The sequence below is a fragment of the Mycobacterium sp. NGS34 genome (assembly GCF_059812845.1).
Genome location: NZ_JCALDM010000023.1, coordinates 23,301 through 44,897 on the forward strand (window position 1 = coordinate 23,301; position 21,597 = coordinate 44,897).

Consider the following 21,597-nt stretch of genomic DNA (forward strand, 5'->3'; position numbering starts at 1 on the left):
GTGACGGGGCGGGATTACCAGCGAGCGGTCGACGCGAGCGCGGCTTCCGCGGTCGGGTAAACCGGCAGCAGGCGGTTCAACCCGCAGGCGTCGACGATTCGGGCGACGAACGGCTCGCAGCTGACCAGGCGCAATTCGATGCCGCGCTCGCGGGACCGTCGCGCCTCCTCGGCCAGCACCGCGAAGGCGCAGCAGCCCATGAAGTCGAGGCCGCTGACGTCGATGACGAAGGGGCCGGGCGGGATGACGATGCCGGCCGCCTCGCTGACCAGCCGGCGCCAGGTGTGCTCGTTGCAGGCGTCGATCTCACCGCCGGCGTTGATGATCACCGCCGCGCCGTTGCGGTCGGTGGTCGCCCGCAGCGTGCTGTGCGGGTCACCCAGCTCGTGGACCAGCCGCGTGCTGAGCGTCGGCGGGGGGCTGGACATCTGTTCGGCGGTAATCGGGCTCATGATGGACTCTCCTAAGCTGCCGGCGAGGGGACGCCGGGAGGGATGCCCGTCCTTCCGTCTGAAGACAGACTGTGCGCGATGTGCGCGAATCTCATTTGTATAACGAGACAGGGCGGTCTGTCTACATCGGGCCGTTAAGAGTACGGTAAGGCCTGGTATGACAAGCGACGATGTCACTCCTGTCATGAGTTCGGCCCGCGAGCGCCTCCTGACCGCGGCTTATGAGCTGTTCAGCCGGCGTGGAATCCGCGCCGTCGGCACCGACGAGGTGATCGTGCGGGCCGGCGTCGCCCGGGCCACCCTGTACCGCCACTTCCCGACCAAGGACGCGCTGGTCCTGGCCGTCCTGCAGCGCCGCGAGGAAGTCTGGACGCACGGCCTGATCGAGGAGCAGTCCCGGCAGCGCGGCAGCACACCCGAGGAACAGTTGCTCGCGATCTTCGACGTCATGCACGACTGGTTCCAGTCGCGCGACGGCTACGAGGGCTGCTCGTTCATCAACGTTTTGCTGGAGCTGGGGGCGGGTCACCCGGCCGGTCAGGCGTGCATCGCCCACATCGACCACGTCCGCGACATCGTGCGCCGCCGCGCCTTCGCAGCCGGGCTGACCGACGTCGAGGGCTTCGCGTCGTCCTGGCACATCCTGATGAAGGGCGCGATGATCCTCGCGGCCGTGGGTGACCTGGACGCCGCGCGGCGCGCACGCCGGATGGGTGTCTCCCTCATCGAGGAGCACCGGCCGGTCGAGCCGGTCGACATCGGCGAGGCGGTGGGCTAAGCCGACCGGTTGAGGGCCTTGAGTGTGAATCCTGGGCTTTCAGTGTGAGCTGATGGCGGGATCCGGACGACTTTTCCGCCCTGGACGCACGCGGAAAGCCATGGATTCACGCCAAGCCCCGGTTCAGGCGGCGTCGGTGGCTTCGGCTTTGCGGTAGTGCTCTTCCTCGAGCTCGGCGATCATCCGCGACGTGCGTTCGCGCAGCAGGATCGCGGCGGCGATTCCGCACACGACGGCGATCACCAGCCCGATCCAGGAGAACCGCTCCAGCCACCGTTCGGCGGCCATCCCGGCGAAGTACACCAGCGCAGTGGTGCCGCCCGCCCAGCAGATGCCGCCGGAGACGTTGGCCGCCAGGAAGCGCGGGTAGGGCATCTTGAGCGCGCCGGCCAGGGGCCCGGCGAAGATCCGCAGCAGGGCGATGAAGCGGCCGAAGAACACCGCGCGAACTCCCCAGCGGTTGAACAGCTTTTCGGCGAGGGCAACGTGCCCCGGGCCGAAGTGTTTGGGGAACCGCCGGCCGAGCCGGTCGAAGAGCGGCAACCCGTACCGGCGCCCCACCGAGTAGCCGATCGAGTCGCCGATCACCGCGCCGATCACCGCGGCGCCGCCGACGCCGATCGGATTGACGGCCAGGTCGTGGTGCGACGACATCAGCGCCGCGCTGACGAGGACGATCTCACCGGGAAGGGGGATGCCCAGGCTCTCGACCCCGACCACACCGCCGACCACCAGGTAGACGAGCAGCGGGGGGATCGACTGCAGCAGAGCCTCCACGTTCATGGGTCAAGGATGCCTGACCGGCGGACAAAGTGTGCCGCACTTGGCGTGGTCAGGGGTTCCATCCGCGGCCGCTTGGGCACCCTTCCGTCGGCCGACGACATGCCGCGCAGGCGCCGCCAGACCCACGGCATGAACTTCTCCTGCGCCCAGCGCAGCTGCCCGTAGGTGCGCGACCCGAACGGCAGCCGCGTGGCGCAGCCGCTCGCCTCGGCCCAATCATGGTTGCTGCCAGGCAGATCGAGGGCCTCCGCGGCCGCGGCGGCGAACAGCATGTGCCCCTTGGTGGACGCGTGCACGCGGTCGACGTCCCAGGTGTCCAGGTCGCGCATCGAGGCCGCGTCGTAGAGGTCGACGAGCCGGAAGCCGTATTGGTCGGCGGCCGCCGCGATGGCGTCGTTGATGCGGGCGAGCCGCCCGGACACCAGACGGCCCAGCGGCAGGAACTGCGCGACGTTCGGAAAGGTGGTGGTCACCACCGTCGCCCCCGAGTCGGCGAGCGCCGCATACATGCGCTCGAGGTCGGTCAGCGCGCGGCCGAACGAGTTGCCCGGCTGGATGACGTCGTTCATCCCGACGCACACGGTGATCAGGTCCGGCCGCATCGCCAGCGCCGGCGGGACCTGCTCGTGCAGCACGTCGGCCACCAGCTTGCCGCGAATGGCCAGGTTGGCGTAGTGCAGGCCCGGATAGAGCGAATCGATCATCGCCGCGAGCCGGTCGGCGAATCCGAGGAAGCCGACGGCGTCGTTGCCGTCCCACAGGCCCTCGGTCTGGCTGTCCCCGATGGCGACGTATCGGCTGTATCCGGTCTCGGTAGCCCCGTACACGATGCCGAGACTAACCGGAAACTTCGTTTCCGGGTGCTCTACCGGTGGTGTGGCGCGCGCGATCCCGCTCGCCCCGCCCGTGGGCGGCTTGTCAGCTAGCGTCATTGACCGTGGCGGCGTCGTTGAGGGTCAACGCAATTCGCGGTCGGGACCGCACGGGCGTCGCCATCGGCGTCGCGTTGACGCTCGGGGTGTTCGTGGCCGGGCTGCTGTGGGCCAAGTGGATGCCCTACACGGCCAAGGCCCTGCGGGCCCACCGGACCCATCACTGGTCGGGGTCGAACATCCTCGCCGTCGGCGGGGTCCGCGCCGGCGACGGGCCGACCTGGCACGCCGCCACGACCTTCTTCCACGCGTACTTCCTCTCGATTTGGCAGGCGCTGCTGGCGGCGTTGCTGATCAGCGCGTCGATTCAGGCCCTGATGCCGCCGTCGTGGCTGCCGCGGCTGCTGAACCGGCGCGGCGTGCTTTCGAGCGCGCTGGCCGGTGGGGCGGCCGGCATGCCGTCGATGATGTGCACGTGTTGCGCCGCCCCGGTGGCCGTCACGCTGCGGCGCAACGGTGTCGGGCGCGTCGCCGCCATCGCGTACTGGCTCGGGAATCCGTTGCTGAACCCCGCGGTGCTGGTTTTCTTGCTCTTCGTCGCTCCCTGGCAGTGGTCGCTGACCAGGGCGGTGGTCGGGATCGCCGCGGTGCTCGGCGCCGGGGCGGCCGTGGCGCTGGTGACCCGCACCGGGCAACCGGCGCCCGACCCGGTCGCCGGGGACGGGCGCCCGCCCGAGGCGCCGGCCCGCAGGTTCGTGCGGGCCCTGCTCAGGCTGTCGCTGATCCTGCTGCCGGAGTACGCGGTCATCGTGCTGGTGCTGGGCGCGTTCCGGGGCTGGGTGGTCGGCCTGGGCGGGCTCCCGCACGCGGGCCTGCTGGTCGTCGTGCTCGCCGCGGTCGTCGGCACCCTCCTCGTCATTCCGACGGCCGGGGAGATCCCGATCCTGCAGGGCTTGGCGCTGATCGGCGTCTCGTCGGGGACGCTCGGCGCGGTGCTGATCACGCTGCCGGCGGTCAGCATCCCGGGCGCGGTGATGGTCGCCCGCAGCTTCGGATACAAGGCCGTCGCCGCCGCAACCGTCGTGGTGATCGGGGCGGGACTGGCCGGGGCGATCGTCCTCAGCGCGCTGTGAGCGGCGGGTACCGTCACTGTCTATGCGGGAAAAGGGGCAGCCGGCCGCCGACCCGCTCGCGCCGCAGTATCCGATCGAGTCGGTCGACAACGCGCTGAAGCTGCTGCTGCTCCTAGGGGAGCGCCCCGAGATCCGGCTGAGCGACGCGGCCCGCGACCTGGGTGTCGCCCCGTCGACCGCGCACCGGCTGCTGGCGATGCTGGCCTACCGCGGCTTCGTGCGCCAGGACCCGGTGTCCAAGGCGTACTTGCCGGGCCCCTCGCTCACCGGCGTGGCGTTCGCGGTTTTCGGCCGCCTCGACATTCAGCGATCGGCGGCGCCGTTCATGCGCGCGCTCAGCGAGCAACTGCGGGAAACGATCCACGTCGGGATGCTCGACGGCGCCAGCGTCCACTTCGTGGCCGCGGTCGAGGGCCCGGCGGCGGTCCGGGTGGCCTCCCGGCTGGGGCGCACCCTGCCGGCGCACTGCACCTCGACGGGCAAGGCCATGCTCGCCCAGCTGTCGGAAACCGAACTGCGCCAACTGTTTCCGAACGAGGCGCTGGAACGGGTCACCGCGCATTCGATCGGCAGCCGCACCGAGCTGGAAGCCGAGCTGTCGCGCATCCGCGAGCGGGGCTACGCCATCAACCGCGAGGAGAGCGAGGACGGCGTCGCCTCGGTCGCGGTGCCGATCCCGACGCGGGCGCCGGGCGTGCGGCTCGCGCTCAACGCCGCCGCCCCGCAGGACCGGCTCGACAGCGCCCGCTACCCGTCGGTGGTGGCCGCGCTTATCAACGCGGCCAAGGAGATCGGCGATCAGCTCGGCTGAAGCCGATGCGGGATTTCCGGCTTCAGGAAGACGTCGTTGAGCGTCACGGTGCGCAACCTGCGGGCCCGGATGATGTCCACCAGTTGCCCGTAAACCCGGGTGATCGGTGCGTGGTTGAGATGCCCGATCACGATGTTCTGCGGGGTGAAGGACAGGCTGGCCATCTTGACGACCTGGTCCTCGGTCAGCACCGCGGAATCCCGCAGGTCGCCGGACCACAGCGTGGGCACCTGGTAGCCCATGTCGGCGGCCACCGCGTCGACGACGGCGTTGTGACGGCCGTAGGGCGGGCGGAAGTACGGGGTGGCGTCCACACCGTAGGTGTTGCGCAGGAACTGGTCGGTGTGGCCGAGTTCGTCGGCGACCTGGTTCGCCGGAAGCTTTGTCAGGTCCGGATGCGACCAGGTGTGGTTGGCGAGCTGAATCTGCCCGGATTCGACGAGCGGGCGGAGCAACTCGGCGTTATCGGTCCACGAGCGGAAGGACCCGGTGACGAAATAGGTGAGCCGCACGCCGGTGTCCCGGGCGAATTCCGTGTAGAGCCGAACCACGTCGGTGTCGACGCCGTCGTCGACCGTCCATGCCAGCAGGTCACCGTTGCCGGGGAGCTTGCTCAGCGCCGCGCCGCCCGGCAGCGCGACCCGCGCCGCGCGGTCCGGGGGCGACAGCAACGGCGGCAGCGCCGGGGCCGCGGGGCTCGGCGCGGGTCCGGGGACCTCGGCGCGGGCGACCGTTCCCCGGGGCCCGCCTTCCGAGCACAACGAGATGCCGGTGACCGCCACCGTCGCCGCGACCGCGACCAGGAAGCGCCGCCGGTCCAGTTCGCTCACGTCGGCCAGGTTAAGTCCCGTTGTTGTGACTAACCGGGCACGACGCGCGCCCGATATGAACCTGTGACGTTAGCCCAGCCGGGCGATTTCGTGCCGCCACGCCGCGTCGGTGTTGAAACCGGGCCCCAGGTCCGGCAGCTCGTCCCAGTCGGCGTCGTCGATGTCGCGCAGGGTGCCGCCGGCCGCGCGCACCCGCAGCGACATCCGCGCCAGGGCGTCGACGCCGATCGCCTGCAGCACCGCCCGCTCGATGGTGTCGGCGGCGCTGGTGATCCCGTGCCCGCGCAGGATCACCACCGGCCGGCCGCGCATCGCGTCGACCATTTCCTTGCCCAGCGCGGCGTTTCGGATCAGCGCGGCGCGTCCGTAGACGGGCACGCCGCCGCGCGCGAGCCAGGCGCCGGGAATGTCGAAGGCCCCGTAGATCGGCCTCAGCGTGATGCCGGCGAGGTCGGCGGCGACGACGGCGGGCGGGTGCAGGTGCGCGACGGCCTGGAGCGCCGCGTTGGCCAGCAGGGTTTCGGTGTGGATGGGTAGCTCGTTGGGCACCCGGTAGCCGTCGAGTTCGCCTGCGGCGCCGGCGGTTCCGTCGAATTTGACGAGCCGGATGTCGCCGGGGCGGGTGAACGCCACCCCGGTATCGGCGTCGCTTCGGCAGCGGACGAGCAGCCGCTCGTCGTCGACGCGCAGGCTCAGGTGACCGAGGATGCCGTCGACCAAACCGCGCGCCGCCGCGACCCGGCAGCCCTGCGCCACCAGCTCGCGCTGCTCGTCGAGGCGCGTCATCGCGGTGCGCCCAGCCCGAATCCGCCGTCGGGGTGGACGGTTTCGCCGGTGATGCCGCGGGATCGGTCGGACGCCAGGAACACGAAGCTCCACGCGTGGTCCGCGCCGGTGGGCGCGACGCCGAGCGGGCTGCGCGCCGCCATGTCGCGCGCCCGGTCGGGGGTGTCGTCGAGGCGGACGCCGTCGAGCCCCAGGCTGGCGAGGCCGCGCAGGTCGGTGTTGAGCGTGCCGCCGGGGGCCACCCCGTTGACCCGAATCCGCGGTGCCAGTTCGTGAGCCAGCGTGGCCACCAGCCCGCGAACGGCGAACTTCGACGACACGTACAGCGCGCCGCCGCGCCCCGGATGGTACGACGACGTCGACTCGGTCAACACGATCGACGACCCGCCGGCGGACCGCAACTCGGCCAGGGCGGCTTTGACGGACTGCAGGTGGCTCAGCACGTTGGTGCGAAACATCTCGTCGAACGCGGGGGACAGGTCGCCGGCGTCGATGTCGCCGATGCCCTTGTAGAAGTCGAAGATTCCGACGCAGTTGACCAGCGTGTCCAGCCCGCCGAACGCGTCCACCGCCGCGGCGACGGCGCGCTCGTTGTCCTCGCGGGTCACGGCGTCGCCGTCGACCACCGGCGCGTCGGGCACCTCGCGTCGCAACCGCTCGCACTTGCCGGAGTCCCGTTCCAGCACGGCGACTTTGGCGCCCTCGGCGCGAAACGCGTCCACCACGGCGCGGCCGATCCCCGAACCGGCGCCCACCACCAGCGCCCGCTTGCCCTCGAGCCACGCCGTCATTGCTCTTCCTCGTCGGGCAGCAGCGGACCATCGGGATTGCCGACCATGGCCGCCAGCGTACGGGTGTTCTGCCGGGTCAGCGCCTCGATCTCGAGCGCGTCCAGGGAGATCGATCGCCCGGTCTTGGGCGCGCTGATCAGCAGCCGCGACCCGTTGCGGGTGTCCACCCGCGCGATCAGCACTTCGGTGAATTCGTTGGCTATCGAGATCGGTTCGCTCACAAGAACACCGCCAGGTTCTGCATCCGCAGCACCGACTCGTCGACAAAGATGTTGCGCCGGGCCAGCTTCCATCGATCGTCACACCAGCGCAGCAGGTCCTCGCGGCCGCACGACACTAGCGCGCTCTCGTTGACGTCCCCGCGGCTGCGGAAGAGCAGCTCGGCCGACTCGACCTTCAGTTCCGTCTCGTCGTCGCCCTCGAAGGCGCGCACGTTGGTGATGAAGTGGCGCAGCCGCGACGGCGGGTCCTCGGTCCAGGCGTGCTCGGTGGCGAAGCGAGCGGCCCGCTGGCGCAGCGAATACTTGTCCTCGTCGAAGTGCGCCATGCCCGGCGACGTGTCGAACCCGGCGCCGCGCGCCGTCGTCACCCGGACCGGCATGACGTAGCGGACGTCGTCGGTCAGGGTGTCCAGCCACGCGTCGTAGCGCTGGGCGTCGAGCAGGTAGGCCTCGTCGACCAGGAACTGGTGGGCCTGCAGGTGCCGAATGTCGTTGAAGGGCAGGGGTTTTCTCATTGCAGGTAATCCGCCCACAGTTTGAGCCATTCGCGCTGGTTGTGCTCGTTGTAGCCGACCTGGGCGCGCCCGGGCCCGTGGAAGGCGTCGGCGGGCAGCGCCTGAACCACGGGGCTGCCGTCGCCAAGCAGCCCCATCCGGCTGTTCAGCAGCAGCCGCCGCGCCATCGAACCGCCCGCGGTGCTGGTCAGCGAGACCCAGTTTTCCACGTCGTCCTGTTCGAACATGCCCGTCGAGCCGAAGCACATCAAATAGGCCTTGTACGAGTCCTTCTTGAAGTCTTCGGGCGCGGCGGCGTCCACCGCGAACCAGGAACACACCTCGGTTTCGTTCTCGCTGATCGGCTGCCACAGCCGGATCGAGATGAAGGGCAACACTTCATCCTCCGCACCGTCGCGCACTTTCGGCCAGTTGTGCACGAAGCTGAGGTTGGGAAAGCACGTGGCCGCCGAGATCATGAAGCCGTCGTCGCCGACCACCCGCTGCTGGCGCGGCGTCCAGGCCTGCTTGATGCGGCCGATCATCGCGTCGGGGTAGCCGACGTAGCGCATCCGCTGATCGAAGTCGCCCGGCGGAAGTTTGTAGGTGGTGCCGCCGCCGCGGTGCGCCCAATAGGTCGCTCCGTCCTTGCGCTTCTGGGCTTTTGGCTCGCGGAACAGCCCGATGTCGACGATCGACGCGTGCGTGTGCGGCGTGTGGTACATGTCGCCGGCGAAGTTCTCGGCGCCGATCTTCCAGTTCGCCTTGATGCGCCAGCGCTGCGGCCCCCGCACCTCCAGACCGGCCGCGCTCTGCTTGGTGTAGAAGTCCAGATAGAACCGGAAGTCGCCGAGGTAATCCTCCAGCGGTTCGGCCGCCGGGTCCATGCTGATGAACAGCATCCCGTTGTAGCTCGCGAAACTCGGCGCGGGAAGCAGGCTTTGGGCGTTCCGGACCAGCCCGTCGTCGCCGCCGTAGGCCTCGCGGTGAAACGGCAGCCCGATCAGCCGGCCGTCGTTGCGATACGACCAGCCGTGGTACGGGCAGCGGAAGTTGGAGGCGTTGCCCAGCTCCGCGCGGCACACCTGCATCCCGCGGTGCAGGCACATATTGAACAGGGCCCGCACGTCGCCGTTAGAGCCGCGGGCGACGATGAACGAGTCGTCGAGAACCCGGCGCACCACGTAATCGCCGTCGTGCGGGATCTCCGATTCGTGGCCCACGAACGTCCACGCCCGGCCAAAGAGGCGCTCCCTTTCCAGCGCGAACAGCTGCCCGTCGTTGTAGATGTGGGCGGGGATCATCCCGCGCCGGACGTTGTCGAAAACGCTGCGAAGATCGCTCACTCGGTCCTCTGCTATACAGAAATACTTTCTGCTATATAGAATCCCGCACCCCGCCCACCTGGTCAAGCCCCGTAACTCGCTATCGAGGGCGCGCAAAATGCCGGCCCCAACGGCGTGTCGGTGTACGGACACGCGCGCTCGCGGCGGCGGGAGCTCGCAATGGGCGCCTGACACGGCATTCTGTCGCGGATCGGACTGCCCGACCTGCGGGGCCGTCGGCGAAATCCGGAGTAGCCTCACCGCTCATGAGCGCCAAGGATGTCGCGTCCCAGGACGACATCACGGCGGAGATGGCCGCGATCGTGGTTGACGCCCGGCTCGGGGATCCGGCCCGTCCGCGCCTCGACTATCCGCCGTATCGCAGCAGCGCCCTGCGCCATCCGAAACGCCCCGCGCTGGTCGTCGACCCGGAGGAGCTCGAACGCCACGCGCCGTGCTTCGGCGCCCAGGATGTCGACCCGCGCGACGCCGACCTGACGGCGGGCCATCCCGGTGAGCCGATCGGGGAGCGGATCGTCGTGGCCGGGCGGGTGCTCGACGAGTCGGGCAAGCCGGTGGCAGGGCAGCTGATCGAGATCTGGCAGGCCAACGCCGCCGGCCGCTACCGTCACCGGCTCGACCAGCACCCGGCCCCGCTGGATCCGAACTTCGTCGGCGCCGGCCGTTGTCTCACCGGACCCGACGGGTCGTACCGGTTCCTGACCATCAAGCCCGGCCCGTACCCGTGGCGCAACCACCGCAACGCCTGGCGCCCCGCGCACATCCACTTCTCGGTCTTCGGAACGGCTTTCACCCAACGCCTTGTCACCCAGATGTACTTCCCGGGCGACCCGCTGTTCGACCGGGACCCGATCTTCCAATCGATCCTCGATCCCGCCGCCCGGGGGCGGCTGATCGCCCGTTACGACCACGGCCTCACCGAGCCGGAGTACGCGACCGGCTACCGCTGGGACATCGTGGTCTGCGGCGCCCTCCGGACCTGGACCGCGGACGATGGCTGAATTGGCTTGCACCCCAGGACAAACGGTCGGCCCCTTTCTCGGGCTGGGGCTGCCGTATCCCGGTGATGGCCAACTGGTCGCCGACGGGCATCCGCAGGCGGTCCGGCTGCACGGCACGGTCTACGACGGCGCAGGCAAGCCGGTGCCGGACGCGCTGGTCGAACTGTGGCAACCGGACGGCGCCGGGCGCATCCCGCGACTGGCCGGCTCGCTGCGGCGCGACGAAACGTCGTTCACCGGATGGGGCCGGTGCGCGACCGACGCCGCCGGGCACTACTCCTTCACCACCGTGGCGCCCGGCCCGCACGAACCCGGGCGGGCGCCGTTCTTCGCGCTCGCTGTCTTCGCGCGCGGCCTGCTGGACCGGCTGTTCACCCGCGCCTACCTGCCTCACGACGCCGCCGATCCCGCGCTGGCCGGCCTGGTGTGTATCCCCGAAAGCGGCTGCGCGGGATACCGTTTCGACATCCACCTGCAGGGCCCGAACGAGACCGTCTTTTTGGAGTATCGGCGATGACCAACCTGCTGTGGCCCGGCGACCAGCGGGCGGGCGTCCACATGACGGACGCCGCGCTGCTGGAGGCGATGGTCGCGGTCGAATCCGCCTGGCTGGCGGCCCTGGCCGCCGCCGGCCTGGCGCCCACCGACTGCGCCGGAGCCGACCTGGCGGCCCTGCTGCGTGACGGGGACAGCGAGTCGCTCGCGGCCGGCGCCGAGCGCGGCGGCAACCCGGTCATCGGCCTGGTCGACCTGCTGCGCGGGCGAGCCGCTGCGGCCGTCGCGCCGTGGATCCACCGCGGCCTCACCAGCCAGGACGTGTTGGACACCGCGCTGATGCTGGGCTTGCGCGCCGCCGCCGACAGCGTAGCGTCCGAACTCGCACAGCAGATTTCGGCGCTGTCCGACCTCGCCGCCGCGCACCGTGGCACGCCCATGGTGGCGCGCACCCTCACGCAGCACGCGGCGCCCACCACGTTCGGCGCCAAGGCGGCGGGGTGGCTGGACGGAGTCGTCGACGCCTACGAGCGGCTCGCCGGGCTGGTCACCCCGATCCAGATCGGCGGCGCCGCCGGGACGCGGGCCGCGACCACCGAACTGGCGGTGCTGCTCGGCGCGGCGGCCGACCCCGATCGCCTGGCACAAAGCGTCGCAACCTCTTTGGGCCTGAGCAACCGGCCGCCGTGGCACACGACGCGGACGCCGGTCACCGCGGCCGGGGACGCCTTCGTCGGGTGCACCGACGCCTGGGGCCGCATCGCCTCGGACGTCGTCACCCTGGTCCGCCCGGAGATCGGCGAACTGGGCGAGCCGGCGGCCGAAAACCGCGGCGGGTCGTCGTCGATGCCGCACAAGCGCAATCCGGTGCTGTCCATCCTGATCCGTCGGGCCGCCGTCGCGGCGCCGCAATTGGCGGCGACGCTGCACACCGCCGCGGCGCTGGCGAACGACGAACGGCCCGACGGCCCATGGCACGCCGAATGGGACACCCTGCGCACGCTGGCCCGACGGACCGTCGTCGCGGGCTCGCAGTGCGGCGAACTGCTGGCCGGGCTGGCGGTGCGCTCGGAGCGGATGGCCGAAAACCTGCGCCTGGCGGACGTTTACGGCGAACAGCGCGCGATCTCCGAACTGGCGGGCAAGGCCCCGTCGCCGACCTACTTCGGTGACGTCGACCGGCTGATCGACCAGAGCCTGCACCGCGCCGGGCGGGTACTCAAAAGCCGCTAGTCGCCAACGCCTCGGCGTCGGCCTTGTAAATGCTGGCCAGCCAGATGTGCACCAGCATGTCGATCACCCGGTCCTCGGGGATCGCCGGCTCCTCGGCGGTGAACGTCGCGGCCATCACCCGCTCGCTCAACATGTTCAGCGCGACCGACAGATCCTCGGCCGGGTAAGTGTCGGGGGCGGCGCCGCGCCGGCGCTCGGCCTTGATCGCCGCCGTGGTGTGGGAGATCCACTTCTGCATCAGCGTCGACCACAGCTGCCGCACCTCGGGGTTGGTGGCCTTCGCCGCGGCACCCGCCACGGCGACCGCCCGGTGCGAGCCCGACACCTCAAAGAACGCCTCGATGCGCGCCCGCCACAGCGCGGCGGGGTCACCGAACAGCTTGCCGCCCAGCGCCGCAAGCGCCGCGTGCGCCTTTCCGTTCATCTGGTCCAGCAGCGACAACAACACGGCATTCTTCGACTGGAAATAAAAGTAGAAAGTGGGGCGGGAGATGCCCGCGCCCTTGGCCAGGTCGTCGACGGAGAAATCGGCCAGTGGTCGCTCCTGCAGCAGGCGCTCGGCGGTGGCCAGAATGGCTCGTTCCCGGTCATCGCCCAAATGATGGGCCGAACGGCGGCCCCGGGAGGCGTGCATCTACTCGGCCTGCGCGAGGTCGTCCACGACCGTTACTTTATGGACGCGCCGATATAAGTCAACGAATTGTTGATTACGACCAACAATATTGTCGATTAATATCGACGGTTTGTTTATCGACCAATTTGTTGAATGGTCGGCAGCACGTCGGAAACTGTTCCACGCCGGTGTCCTGCGCGCACTGGTGACTTTCGCCCCTACTTTGCCGGGTGCGCCGGTGGTCGCATCTAGGTGGGCTAAAACCCGGCAAGACAAGGAGACTGGCGATGACCGGCAAGGCTGACGGCACCAAGACCTGCCAAATCGACCTGGTGGTCGAGGAGCACGAAGAGCGCACCCGGGCGAAGGCGCGCCTGGCCTGGGCGGGCCGGAAGTTGGTCGGTATCGGTCTGGCGCGGCTGGACCCCGCCGACGAGCCGGTGGCCCGGATCGGCGACGAACTGGCCATCGCCCGCGCGCTGTCCGATCTGTCGAATCAGCTGTTCGCCTTGACCTCAACCGATATCCAGGCCAGCACCCACGAGCCGGTCACGGGTCTACACCACTGACCGCGACCAGGAAAGCGAATCATGGCACAAAAACAGGATTTACCGACCGTCCTCGATGTCGAGGTGACGACGCACGGGCGGCTACCCGGTGCCGCGGACTACGCGCGCAAAAAGATCGGCGAGCTCGGCCACCTCACCCACGCGCCGGTGTTGCACGCTCGGGTGAGGCTGACCCAGCACGGCGACCCCGCGGTGGCCCGCCCGGTGGTCGCGCAAGCCAACCTCGACGTCAACGGCCGGCCGGTGCGCGCGCAGGTCGACGGCGTCACCGCGGCCGAGGCCGTCGATCGCCTCGAGGTGCGGCTGCGTCGACAGCTGGAACGCGGCGCCGAACACTGGGAGGCCCGGCGCGGGCGCATTCCCGGGACCGACCCGCACGAATGGCGGCATCAGTCCGAGCCCAGCCACCGGCCGGACTACTTCCCGAGGCCCGAGGGCGAACGCCGCGTCATGCGGCACAAGTCCTACAGCCTGCCCACCTGCACCGTCGACGAGGCCGCGCTCGAGATGGAGCTGCTCGACTACGACTTCCATTTATTCACGGAGGCCGGCACCAATCAGGACAGCGTGCTGTATCGCCAATCTTCCGCGGAATACCGCCTGGCGCAAGTCAATCCGGATCTCGCGGACGAACTGGCCCCGGTCGAGATGTCGCTGAGCATCAGCCCCCAACCCGCGCCGCGGCTCACCGTGGACGAGGCGATCGAGCGGATCGGGCTGCTCGGCCTGCCGTTCCTGTTCTTCGTCGACGCCGCCGTCGGCGGCGGCAGCGTCCTGTATCACCGCTACGACGGGCACTACGGGCTCATCACGCCTGCGAGCTGAGCGGCCCCTTACTCCTCGGTCGTTAGATGGCCGGTGAACCAGTCGCGCGCCAGAGCGGCCACCTGCTCGAGGGCGCCGGGTTCCTCGAACACGTGAGTGGCACCGGGGACGACCGCGATCTGACACTCGGCCGGGATTAACGTTTGTGCGAGCCGGTTGAGCTTGAGGCTGTGCCGGCTGCTTCCGCTGCCGTGCGCGAACACGACGACGCCCGTGCGGTGTTGGGGGATCACGGCGGCGACGCCCTGGGCCGCCAGGCCCGAGCCGCGCCCGATTTCGGCGGCGAACCGACCCGCGACCTCGCCCATCTCGACGTCACGGCGCCGGGCGAACTCGGCGGCCGTCAGCCGCCGCACCCCTTCCTCATCGATACCGCTCTTGCGGGACCCGGCGGCTAACTCCGACACACGCCGGGCTACCCGCCGCGGCAATTCGGCAACCACGTCCGCGCGCGTACGTACCTCGCCGCACAGGAACACCCACAGATGCGGCTCTTAGGTCACCGTGCGGCGCAACGACAGTTTCGCGCCGCGCCCATAGCGGTTGCTTACACCGACGATCGGTCATAGAGAGCGTCGAGGCGGTCCGCGAACTTCTCGATGACTAGCTTGCGGCGAAGTTTGAGGCTTGGCGTGAGATCGCCGGATTCGATCGTGAGTTCGCGGTCGAGGATTGCGAATTTCTTGATCTGCTCCCAGCGATTCAGTTCCACGTTCAGGGCATCGATGTAGCCAGCGATCAGTTCCTCAGTCCTCCGGTCGCAGGCGAGCTCGGCGAGCGACTTGTCCGCCAGACCGTTCTTACCGGCCCACTCGGCGATGGCTTCGCCGTCGAGGCTGACCAGCGCGACGCAATATGGCTTTCCCTCGCCGTAGACCAGGAGCTCGCTGGCGTATGGGCACAGCCCTTTGAATTTCGCGTCGATGGCCGATGGCGCCACGTATTTGCCCTGTGACGTCTTGAACATGTCCTTCTTGCGGTCGGTGATCCGCAGGAAGCCGTCGTCGTCGAGCTCACCGATGTCGCCGGTGTGAAACCAACCGTCCTCGTCGAGCGCCTCGGCGGTAGCGTCGGGGAGATCGTGATACGAGGTCATCAAACCCGGTCCCCTGAGCAGGATTTCGCCGTCGTCGGCGATCCTGGCTTCGGTGGCAGGGAAGGGCCACCCGACCGTCCCGAACCGGTAGGCGTTGGGGCGGTTGATGAATGACGCCGCCGCGGTTTCGGTCAACCCGTAGCCCTCCAGCACGACGATGCCGACGGCGTCGAACCATTGCGCGACGTCACGGTCCAGAGCGGCGGCCGCGGAGACAAAGAACCGCAGTCGCCCGCCGAACCGCTCGCGAATCGTGGAGAACACCACCCGGTCGGCCACCTTGTAGGCCAGCGAAGACACCAGCGAGGGCTTCTTGCCGGCTTGCCGGGTTTCCGACACCTTCAATCCCAGTCCGATCGCCCAGTCGAACATCTTCTTGCTGAGCCTGCCCCGCTCGGCGACCATGCCCTCGATGTGGGCATGCGCTTTCTCGAAGATGCGCGGGGCCGCACCCATGATGGTGGGGTGCAGCGTCGCCAGGTTGTCGACGATCCTCTCGACGCGGCCGTCGATCGCGGTCGGGAACCCGATCTGCAGGGGAAGCGCCAGCATCACCTTGCCGAAGGCGTGCGCCAGCGGCAACCACAGGAAGTTCAGGTCATCGGGACCGAGAATGTCGAGCGCGTCGATGGCCGCCGCGGTGTACGTCCACGCGCCGTGGGTCAGCCGCACGCCCTTCGGCCGCCCGGTGGTCCCGGAGGTATAGATGAGGCTCGCGAGCTGGTCCGGGCCGATGCCTGCGACTCGGTCCTTGATGGCATTCGGCGAGTCGGCCAGCAGTTGCTTACCCAGTTGCTCCAGCTCGGCGAGGGTCATCACCCAGTCGCCGTCGCCGTTGCCGTCGATGATCACCACCTTGCTCACGTCGGGCAGTTCGGCGCGGCGCTCGACCAATTTGTCGACCTGGGTCTGGTTTTCGGCCACTACCACCCGGCTTCCGGAATTGGCGACGATGTACGCGACGTCGCTGGCGTTCGTCGTCGGATACACCGTTGTGGTCGCCGCACCGGCGCACATCACGGCGAAATCGACGAGCACCCACTCGTAGCGCGTCGACGACGCCAGCGCGACCCGGTCCTCCGGGGCGATCCCGAGCGAGATGAGCCCGCCGGCGATGTCATAGACACGATCACCGACCTGCTGCCAGGTGACGCTCTCCCAGCTGTGGTCCTGTGGATATCGAAAAGCCTCCGCGTGCGGGGTGGCGGCGACGCGTTCGAGAAACATATGCGCTACCGACGGCGCGCGTTTCTCGATCTTTGTCATGTCGGGCCTCTCCATCGAGGCGAGTGGTGTCTTCATGGCCTTAATCCCGTGGTGCCGAGGCGAATGCCGTGCGCATGGTTATCTGAGCCCTTTGATCCTGCTGTCGCCGGATACGTCGGGGATAGTGTCGAAAGTCCCGCGGTGGCGGTTCACGGTCGGCCCCTCCCGGTTAGCCGGTACCCCTTCATCCGACCACCGCCACGTTCCGCGTCGTAGAGGACAAGAGCATGACGACGACGGTGCTTTGGTCTCGCACCCGACCAGCCGAAGTCCCGGCGCGACAGGGTCCTTTGTCACTGCGCTTACGCGCGAATTGCCCCGGCGATGGCGGCGCCGGTCGCGTACCGTACATCGGGGTGATGACGGATTGCGGGCAGACCGGTTGCCGGTGCACCGCGACCGGCGGTAGCGCCATCAAAGTCGAGGAACTGTCGGCGCTGGATGTGTTCGCCGATATCCCGGCGCGGGACCTCGCGGCGTTGGCCGCCCACCTGCACCCACTGCGCGCCCGGGCCGGTGAGGTCCTGATGCGCCAGGGGGAAAAGGCGTTGTCGTTCTCGATCATCACCTCGGGCCGGGTGGAGATCCGGCACGTCGGCAAGGACGGCCAGGTAACGGTCACCGAGCTGTGGCCTGGGACGATCATCGGCGAAATCGCTTTGCTGCGAGGCAAAACCAGAACGGCGACGGTGGTCGCGAAGGACGACGTGCGGGGCTATGTCGGATACGACTGCGCCTTCGAGTGCATGCTGGCCACGCCCGTCGTCACCGAACGGATGGTGCGCACCGCGAGGCAGCGGTTGATCGCCTATATCGAGCCGATCCCGCTGTTGGCCAAAGACGGCGCCGAGTTCCTGCTGCGCCCGGTGCTGCCCGGTGATGCCGAGCGGTTCAAGAGCGGCGGCTCGTTCTCGCGGGAGACCCTGTACCGGCGCTACCAAGGCGGCGCTCCCTCCGCGGCGGGGTTGGCCTACCTGTTCGAGGTCGACTACATCGACCATTTCGTCTGGGTCGTCACGGCCTGCGCGGGCGGGCCGGCCGTCGCCGACGCCCGCTTCATCCGCGATGTAGACGACCCGAGCTCGGCGGAGGTTGCGCTCACCGTCGCGGATGCGTATCAGAATCGCGGGATCGGGACCCTGCTCCTCGGCGCGCTGGCGGTGGCCGCGCGCGTCGACGGCATCGAGCGCTTTCATGCCCAAGTGCTCGCCGACAACCCGGCCGCGCGCGTGCTGGGGGACAGGGTCAACGCGCGCTGGGAGTCCGAGGAGCCCGGGGTGATCACCACGACCGGGGAAATCCCGGACCGCGATGAACCGCCCCTCGACCACGACACCCGCTCGAAGATCGAGCATGTGGCCCGCCAAGTGATCCATGCGTTCGACTGACGCGACTACTGACGCCGAAGTGACTTATGCCTCGCGCCTTCGTGCCTTTGCGCCCTTATCGGACGTCGCGGCGCGTGCCCAGCATTGACCCCATGAAGTCGCTCATCGTCTGCGTTTCCAAATCGCACGGGAATACCCGCCGCGTGGCCGAGCGGATGGCCGAGATGCTGAACGCCGAGGTCGTCGAACCCGAGTCGGTCGACCCCGAAGCGCTCGCCCAGTACGACCTCGTCGGCTTTGGATCGGGCATCTACTACATGGCGGTGGACGACAGGCTACGGAGCTTGATACGTCGCCTGCCGACCGTCGCCAACATTCGGGCGTTCACCTTCTTCACCAGCGGCGCCCGGGAAGTTCCGCTGCTGGACTACAACAAACCGGTTCGAAAGCACTTGGAAGCAAAGGGCTTCGAGGTGATCGGTTCGTTTTCTTGCCGGGGGTTCGACACCGTCGGGCCGTTCGGGCTCATCGGCGGAATCAACCGGGGACGGCCCGACGACCGCGACCTCGACCGGGCCGCGGCCTTCGCGGCGCGTATTCGCAAACGGGCCGGGGACTCCCAGGCCGCTTCATGACCGATGGCCGGGCGGAACCCTTTGGGCAGCCGTCCGGCCATCGGCGTCGGATCGTCGAGCCGTTACGACTTTGTTCCTACCGCCTGGCCCGCGCTTCGCACCACGCTGCGGACGAACTCGATCCGCCCGGTGACCAACTCCTCGGTCAGGTCCAGGGCGGCCTCGATGACGTTCTTGCGCCGCGACTCATCGGGGACCTCTCCACCAACCTGCTCGACGAACTTGCGGACGGCGTCGATGGCCTGCTTACGGCTCGCCTCTACCGATTCGAGCACGTCGTCGGACAGTTCGACCCAGCGTGATTCGGTCTTGTCGGGTGACTGTGTCATTGTCGATCTCCTCAGAATTTCGCTACCTGAAACGGCAATTCCTGCCGCAGTGAAACGGCCACTTGCGCCTGACCAAACGCTATGACCCCCGCGCCATCGACACGAGTGCCTAAAGTCCTTCCAACCTCATCGTTCATCCCGAATTGGGGCAGCTGTGACGTGTGCTTGCCAGCCAAGGACTTTCGGGACTGTGACCGGGTCGTAAGTCCCTAACGCGCCGATCGGGGCGGGTGTTAGCGTGCCGCCATGCCAGAACCCGCCGGTGACTACGGACGACCCGGCGAGCTGCGCTGGAATGCCCCAATTATCGGCGGCCTGGGCAACGCCGTCCGGCCGTTCATGCACACCGGCCTCTATCTCACCGAATCGTGGCGCGACTACCTCGACCAAGAGCCCGATGGGCTGCCGATCGCGCGACCCACGCTCGCGCTGACGCTGCAGGCTTTCCGGGACGAGGTCGTCCTGCTGGGCCTGAAGGCCCGACGGCCGGTGAGCGAACCCCAGGCGTTCGACCGGATCAGCCGGGAAGTAGTCGCGGCGCTGAACTTCTACGGCGAGCGCGGATGGCTCGATCACCCGAAGAGGTTCTTCGGCGCGCCGCCGCCGCTTTCGGACGTCACGGTCCAACAGGTCAAGGGGCGCAAACGCTCCCTTTATCGCCTCTCCTTCGACAGCGGATACTCACCGCGGCCCGGCGAGCCGGGTGGGGAGCGGTGGATGGGTTACACCGCGAACAGGCGCGAGTACGCGCTGCTGCTGCGTCATCCCGAACCGCGGCCCTGGCTGGTGTGCGTGCACGGAACCGAGATGGGCCGGGCCCCAATGGATCTCGCGTTGTTCCGCGCCTGGAAACTGCATGACGAACTCGGTCTCAACGTCGTCATGCCGGTGCTGCCGATGCACGGCCCGCGCGCCCGCGGGCTGCCGAAGGGTGTGGTGTTTCCCGGGGAGGACATCCTCGACGACGTGCATGCGACGGGTCACGCGGTCTGGGACATCCGGAGGCTACTGTCCTGGATCCGGTTGCAGGAGCCCGACTCGCTGATCGGGTTGAACAGCCTTTCGCTCGGCGGCTACATCGCGGCGCTGGTCGCCAGCCTGGAAAAGGGCCTCACCTGCGCCATCCTCGGCGTTCCGGTGGCCGACCTGGTGCAGTTGCTGGGCCGCCATTCCGGCCTGAGCCAGGACGACCCGCGCCGGCGCACGATGGAGTTGGCCGAGCCCATCGGCCGGATGACGTCGCCGCTGTCGCTCGACCCGCTGGTGCCGATGCCGGGCCGGTTCATCTATGCCGGCGTCGCCGATCGGGTCGTGCACCCGCGCGAGCAGGTGGTCCGCCTCTGGGAACACTGGGGCAAACCCGAAATCGTCTGGTACCCAGGCGGTCACACCGGGTTCTTCCGGTCGCGGCCGGTACAGAAATTCGTGTGGGACGCGCTGCGGCAATCGGGGCTCCTGGACGAGCCGTCGACACAACGCGACCGCCCCGCCTAGGCGCGACGACATGGCTCCCATGGACCCCCTGGACGTGGCGATGATGGCCGCCGAGCTGGTGGCCAGCCCGATGCACGTCGGCGCCGTGCTCATCCTGTCGCCGCCGGAGGACGCCGGCCCGGACTTCGTCGACGAGCTGTATCGCGACACGCTCGCCGGCGACCATCCGATCGATCCGAGGCTGCGCAGACATCCGCACAGCGGCGTGGACACCGGCGGCGTATGGGTGTGGCGCGAGATGGCCAGCGTCGACCTGAGCCGGCATTGCCAGCGCCGCACCGTGTCCGGGGGCCGTGACGAATTCTGGCGGCTCATCGGCGAACTGGACGCGGAGCGCCTCGATCGCTCCCGGCCGATGTGGATGTCGTATCTGATCGACGGCCTCGACGGTGGCCGATTCGCGTTCTACATCAAGGTGCACCACACCGTCGTCGACGGCGTCGCCGGCTTCCGGATGATCGCCGACGCGCTGAGCGACGACCCGCAACGCCGGTCGATGCCGCCGTTCTACGCCGACCACCGTCCCGACGCGCCGCAGGCGTCGACGGACGGGCTGGCGTCGCGCCTCGTCGCGCCGCTGCGCTCGCTGCTCGGCGCGGCGACGTCGAGCGTCGGGCTGATCGGGCGGGCCGTCACGGGCGAGCTGTCGACGGTGGTCGACAGCCTGGTCGGTCACACGACCGTGCTGCCGTTCGGGGCGCCCTACACGCGGTTCAACGGTCACCTCGGGCGCGCCCGCGCCGTCGCGGCCGGGAGCTGGCCGAAGGAGCGCATCCACGCGGTGGAACGGGCCGCCGGTGTCACCGCCAACGACGTGGTGACCGCCGTCGTAGCCGGCGCGGTCCGCCGCTGGATGCTGGAGCGTGACGAACTGCCCGGACGGTCCCTGGTGGCCGCCTGCCCGATCACGGTGCGCGCTCGCGAGCGCGAGGACGGAAATGACCAGCACGGCAACATGTTCGGGCTCTGGCTGTGCCCGCTGGGCACCGACGTGGACGATCCGGCCGCGCGGCTGGACCTGATCCACCGCTCGATGTCGGAAGGAAAGCAGTGGGTCGCCAAGCGGGGATCGGCGGCATCGCTGCTGACCGCCGCGGGAAGCATCGCCGCGACGGTGATTTTCCCGCTGCTGCCGTTCACGCCGAAGGTGCGCACCGGGTACAACCTGCCCATCTCGCACGTGCCGGGCCCGCGTACCGAAATGTATTGGAACCGCGCCCATGTCGAGGAGATATATCCGGTGTCGACGGTCTATGACGGTCAGGCGCTCAACGCGACGACGTGTTCATACGCCGACCGGATCGGATTCGGCTACGCCGCCGGCGCCGACGTGGTGCCCGACATCGAGAAGCTGATTCCGCTGACCGAGGAGTGCCTGGCCGAGCTCGAAGCCTCGGTGGGTTCGCGCAGCGCCTA

The 21,597-nt window shown here is 68.9% G+C and carries 25 protein-coding genes; 12 read left to right on the forward strand and 13 right to left on the reverse strand.

The annotated features are described in order from the left end of the window. Positions 1 to 14: 14 nt before the first annotated feature. Positions 15 to 452, reverse strand: a complete 438-nt coding sequence (locus tag AC5Y7V_RS29690) for an anti-sigma factor antagonist (RefSeq protein WP_499883578.1) — start codon at positions 450 to 452, stop codon at positions 15 to 17. Between the two features lie 157 nt (positions 453 to 609). Here AC5Y7V_RS29690 and AC5Y7V_RS29695 point away from each other — a divergent pair, with 157 nt between their 5' ends. Continuing rightward, on the forward strand, positions 610 to 1,230 hold the full coding sequence (locus AC5Y7V_RS29695) for a TetR/AcrR family transcriptional regulator (RefSeq protein ID WP_499883579.1): 621 nt from the start codon (positions 610 to 612) through the stop codon (positions 1,228 to 1,230). 123 nt (positions 1,231 to 1,353) lie between these two features. Here the strand turns inward: AC5Y7V_RS29695 and AC5Y7V_RS29700 are convergent, their stop codons facing one another. Next, a complete protein-coding gene (locus AC5Y7V_RS29700; protein WP_499883580.1) occupies positions 1,354 to 2,013 on the reverse strand; it encodes a DedA family protein in 660 nt (219 codons plus the stop codon). Then, complete coding sequence (locus tag AC5Y7V_RS29705) at positions 2,010 to 2,840, reverse strand: SGNH/GDSL hydrolase family protein (RefSeq protein ID WP_499883581.1); 831 nt, start codon at positions 2,838 to 2,840, stop codon at positions 2,010 to 2,012. The genes AC5Y7V_RS29700 and AC5Y7V_RS29705 overlap by 4 nt, the downstream gene beginning before the upstream one ends. Positions 2,841 to 2,950: 110 nt before the next feature. Here AC5Y7V_RS29705 and AC5Y7V_RS29710 point away from each other — a divergent pair, with 110 nt between their 5' ends. Then, positions 2,951 to 4,018 (forward strand): permease, encoded by a 1,068-nt coding sequence (locus AC5Y7V_RS29710; RefSeq protein WP_499883582.1) that lies wholly within the window; start codon positions 2,951 to 2,953, stop codon positions 4,016 to 4,018. Between the two features lie 22 nt (positions 4,019 to 4,040). Continuing rightward, entirely contained in the window at positions 4,041 to 4,829 is a 789-nt protein-coding gene (locus tag AC5Y7V_RS29715) for an IclR family transcriptional regulator (protein ID WP_499883583.1), read from the forward strand. Here AC5Y7V_RS29715 and AC5Y7V_RS29720 read toward each other — a convergent pair. From AC5Y7V_RS29720 to AC5Y7V_RS29745, 6 genes are all read right to left on the reverse strand, one after another. Further along, positions 4,817 to 5,650 (reverse strand): polysaccharide deacetylase family protein, encoded by an 834-nt coding sequence (locus tag AC5Y7V_RS29720; protein ID WP_499883602.1) that lies wholly within the window; start codon positions 5,648 to 5,650, stop codon positions 4,817 to 4,819. The genes AC5Y7V_RS29715 and AC5Y7V_RS29720 overlap by 13 nt on opposite strands. A gap of 78 nt (positions 5,651 to 5,728) precedes the next feature. Next, the gene (gene phtC, locus AC5Y7V_RS29725; protein WP_499883584.1) at positions 5,729 to 6,445 is read right to left on the reverse strand and encodes a 3,4-dihydroxyphthalate decarboxylase; all 717 of its coding nucleotides are present in this window, start codon (positions 6,443 to 6,445) and stop codon (positions 5,729 to 5,731) included. After that, positions 6,442 to 7,236: a 3-(cis-5,6-dihydroxycyclohexa-1,3-dien-1-yl)propanoate dehydrogenase gene (hcaB, locus tag AC5Y7V_RS29730; RefSeq protein ID WP_499883585.1), complete on the reverse strand. Its 795-nt coding sequence runs from the start codon at positions 7,234 to 7,236 to the stop codon at positions 6,442 to 6,444. The genes phtC and hcaB overlap by 4 nt, the downstream gene beginning before the upstream one ends. Then, complete coding sequence (locus AC5Y7V_RS29735) at positions 7,233 to 7,457, reverse strand: dihydrodiol dehydrogenase (RefSeq protein WP_499883586.1); 225 nt, start codon at positions 7,455 to 7,457, stop codon at positions 7,233 to 7,235. The genes hcaB and AC5Y7V_RS29735 overlap by 4 nt, the downstream gene beginning before the upstream one ends. Next, a complete protein-coding gene (locus AC5Y7V_RS29740) occupies positions 7,454 to 7,972 on the reverse strand; it encodes a 3-phenylpropionate/cinnamic acid dioxygenase subunit beta (RefSeq protein ID WP_499883587.1) in 519 nt (172 codons plus the stop codon). The genes AC5Y7V_RS29735 and AC5Y7V_RS29740 overlap by 4 nt, the downstream gene beginning before the upstream one ends. Then, entirely contained in the window at positions 7,969 to 9,255 is a 1,287-nt protein-coding gene (locus AC5Y7V_RS29745) for an aromatic ring-hydroxylating dioxygenase subunit alpha (RefSeq protein ID WP_499883603.1), read from the reverse strand. Before AC5Y7V_RS29745 ends, AC5Y7V_RS29740 begins: the two co-directional genes overlap by 4 nt. 287 nt (positions 9,256 to 9,542) lie before the next feature. On the opposite strand from AC5Y7V_RS29745, the gene pcaH reads away from it, so the two are divergent. From pcaH to AC5Y7V_RS29760, 3 genes are read left to right on the forward strand one after another with little or no spacing between them, the layout of a single operon-like run. After that, positions 9,543 to 10,298 (forward strand): protocatechuate 3,4-dioxygenase subunit beta, encoded by a 756-nt coding sequence (gene pcaH, locus AC5Y7V_RS29750; protein WP_499883588.1) that lies wholly within the window; start codon positions 9,543 to 9,545, stop codon positions 10,296 to 10,298. Continuing rightward, the gene (gene pcaG / locus AC5Y7V_RS29755) at positions 10,291 to 10,815 is read left to right on the forward strand and encodes a protocatechuate 3,4-dioxygenase subunit alpha (RefSeq protein ID WP_499883589.1); all 525 of its coding nucleotides are present in this window, start codon (positions 10,291 to 10,293) and stop codon (positions 10,813 to 10,815) included. Before pcaH ends, pcaG begins: the two co-directional genes overlap by 8 nt. Beyond that, entirely contained in the window at positions 10,812 to 12,026 is a 1,215-nt protein-coding gene (locus tag AC5Y7V_RS29760) for a lyase family protein (protein WP_499883590.1), read from the forward strand. The genes pcaG and AC5Y7V_RS29760 overlap by 4 nt, the downstream gene beginning before the upstream one ends. On the opposite strand, the gene AC5Y7V_RS29765 is transcribed toward AC5Y7V_RS29760, so the two are convergent. Next, the gene (locus AC5Y7V_RS29765) at positions 12,013 to 12,660 is read right to left on the reverse strand and encodes a TetR/AcrR family transcriptional regulator (RefSeq protein WP_499883591.1); all 648 of its coding nucleotides are present in this window, start codon (positions 12,658 to 12,660) and stop codon (positions 12,013 to 12,015) included. The genes AC5Y7V_RS29760 and AC5Y7V_RS29765 overlap by 14 nt on opposite strands. A 266-nt stretch (positions 12,661 to 12,926) precedes the next feature. Between AC5Y7V_RS29765 and AC5Y7V_RS29770 the strand changes: the two genes are divergently transcribed. Next, positions 12,927 to 13,208: a DUF1876 domain-containing protein gene (locus AC5Y7V_RS29770; protein WP_499883592.1), complete on the forward strand. Its 282-nt coding sequence runs from the start codon at positions 12,927 to 12,929 to the stop codon at positions 13,206 to 13,208. A gap of 21 nt (positions 13,209 to 13,229) precedes the next feature. Then, positions 13,230 to 14,033, forward strand: a complete 804-nt coding sequence (locus AC5Y7V_RS29775; protein WP_499883593.1) for a ribosome hibernation promotion factor — start codon at positions 13,230 to 13,232, stop codon at positions 14,031 to 14,033. Between the two features lie 8 nt (positions 14,034 to 14,041). On the opposite strand, the gene AC5Y7V_RS29780 is transcribed toward AC5Y7V_RS29775, so the two are convergent. After that, a complete protein-coding gene (locus tag AC5Y7V_RS29780; protein ID WP_499883594.1) occupies positions 14,042 to 14,512 on the reverse strand; it encodes a baeRF2 domain-containing protein in 471 nt (156 codons plus the stop codon). Between the two features lie 68 nt (positions 14,513 to 14,580). Beyond that, a complete protein-coding gene (locus tag AC5Y7V_RS29785) occupies positions 14,581 to 16,431 on the reverse strand; it encodes an AMP-dependent synthetase/ligase (protein ID WP_499883595.1) in 1,851 nt (616 codons plus the stop codon). 323 nt (positions 16,432 to 16,754) lie between these two features. Here AC5Y7V_RS29785 and pat point away from each other — a divergent pair, with 323 nt between their 5' ends. Together pat and AC5Y7V_RS29795 are read left to right on the forward strand one after the other, a co-directional pair. Beyond that, complete coding sequence (gene pat, locus AC5Y7V_RS29790; RefSeq protein WP_499883596.1) at positions 16,755 to 17,783, forward strand: acetyltransferase Pat; 1,029 nt, start codon at positions 16,755 to 16,757, stop codon at positions 17,781 to 17,783. Positions 17,784 to 17,875: 92 nt separating this feature from the next. Then, entirely contained in the window at positions 17,876 to 18,358 is a 483-nt protein-coding gene (locus AC5Y7V_RS29795; protein WP_499883597.1) for a flavodoxin family protein, read from the forward strand. Positions 18,359 to 18,420: 62 nt separating this feature from the next. Here AC5Y7V_RS29795 and AC5Y7V_RS29800 read toward each other — a convergent pair whose 3' ends face one another. Beyond that, on the reverse strand, positions 18,421 to 18,687 hold the full coding sequence (locus tag AC5Y7V_RS29800) for a hypothetical protein (protein WP_499883598.1): 267 nt from the start codon (positions 18,685 to 18,687) through the stop codon (positions 18,421 to 18,423). 339 nt (positions 18,688 to 19,026) lie between these two features. On the opposite strand from AC5Y7V_RS29800, the gene AC5Y7V_RS29805 reads away from it, so the two are divergent. Next, on the forward strand, positions 19,027 to 20,181 hold the full coding sequence (locus AC5Y7V_RS29805) for an alpha/beta hydrolase family protein (RefSeq protein ID WP_499883604.1): 1,155 nt from the start codon (positions 19,027 to 19,029) through the stop codon (positions 20,179 to 20,181). Between the two features lie 10 nt (positions 20,182 to 20,191). Continuing rightward, positions 20,192 to 21,597 (forward strand): wax ester/triacylglycerol synthase family O-acyltransferase (locus AC5Y7V_RS29810; protein ID WP_499883599.1); only part of this gene is annotated, 1,406 nt, incomplete at its 3' end.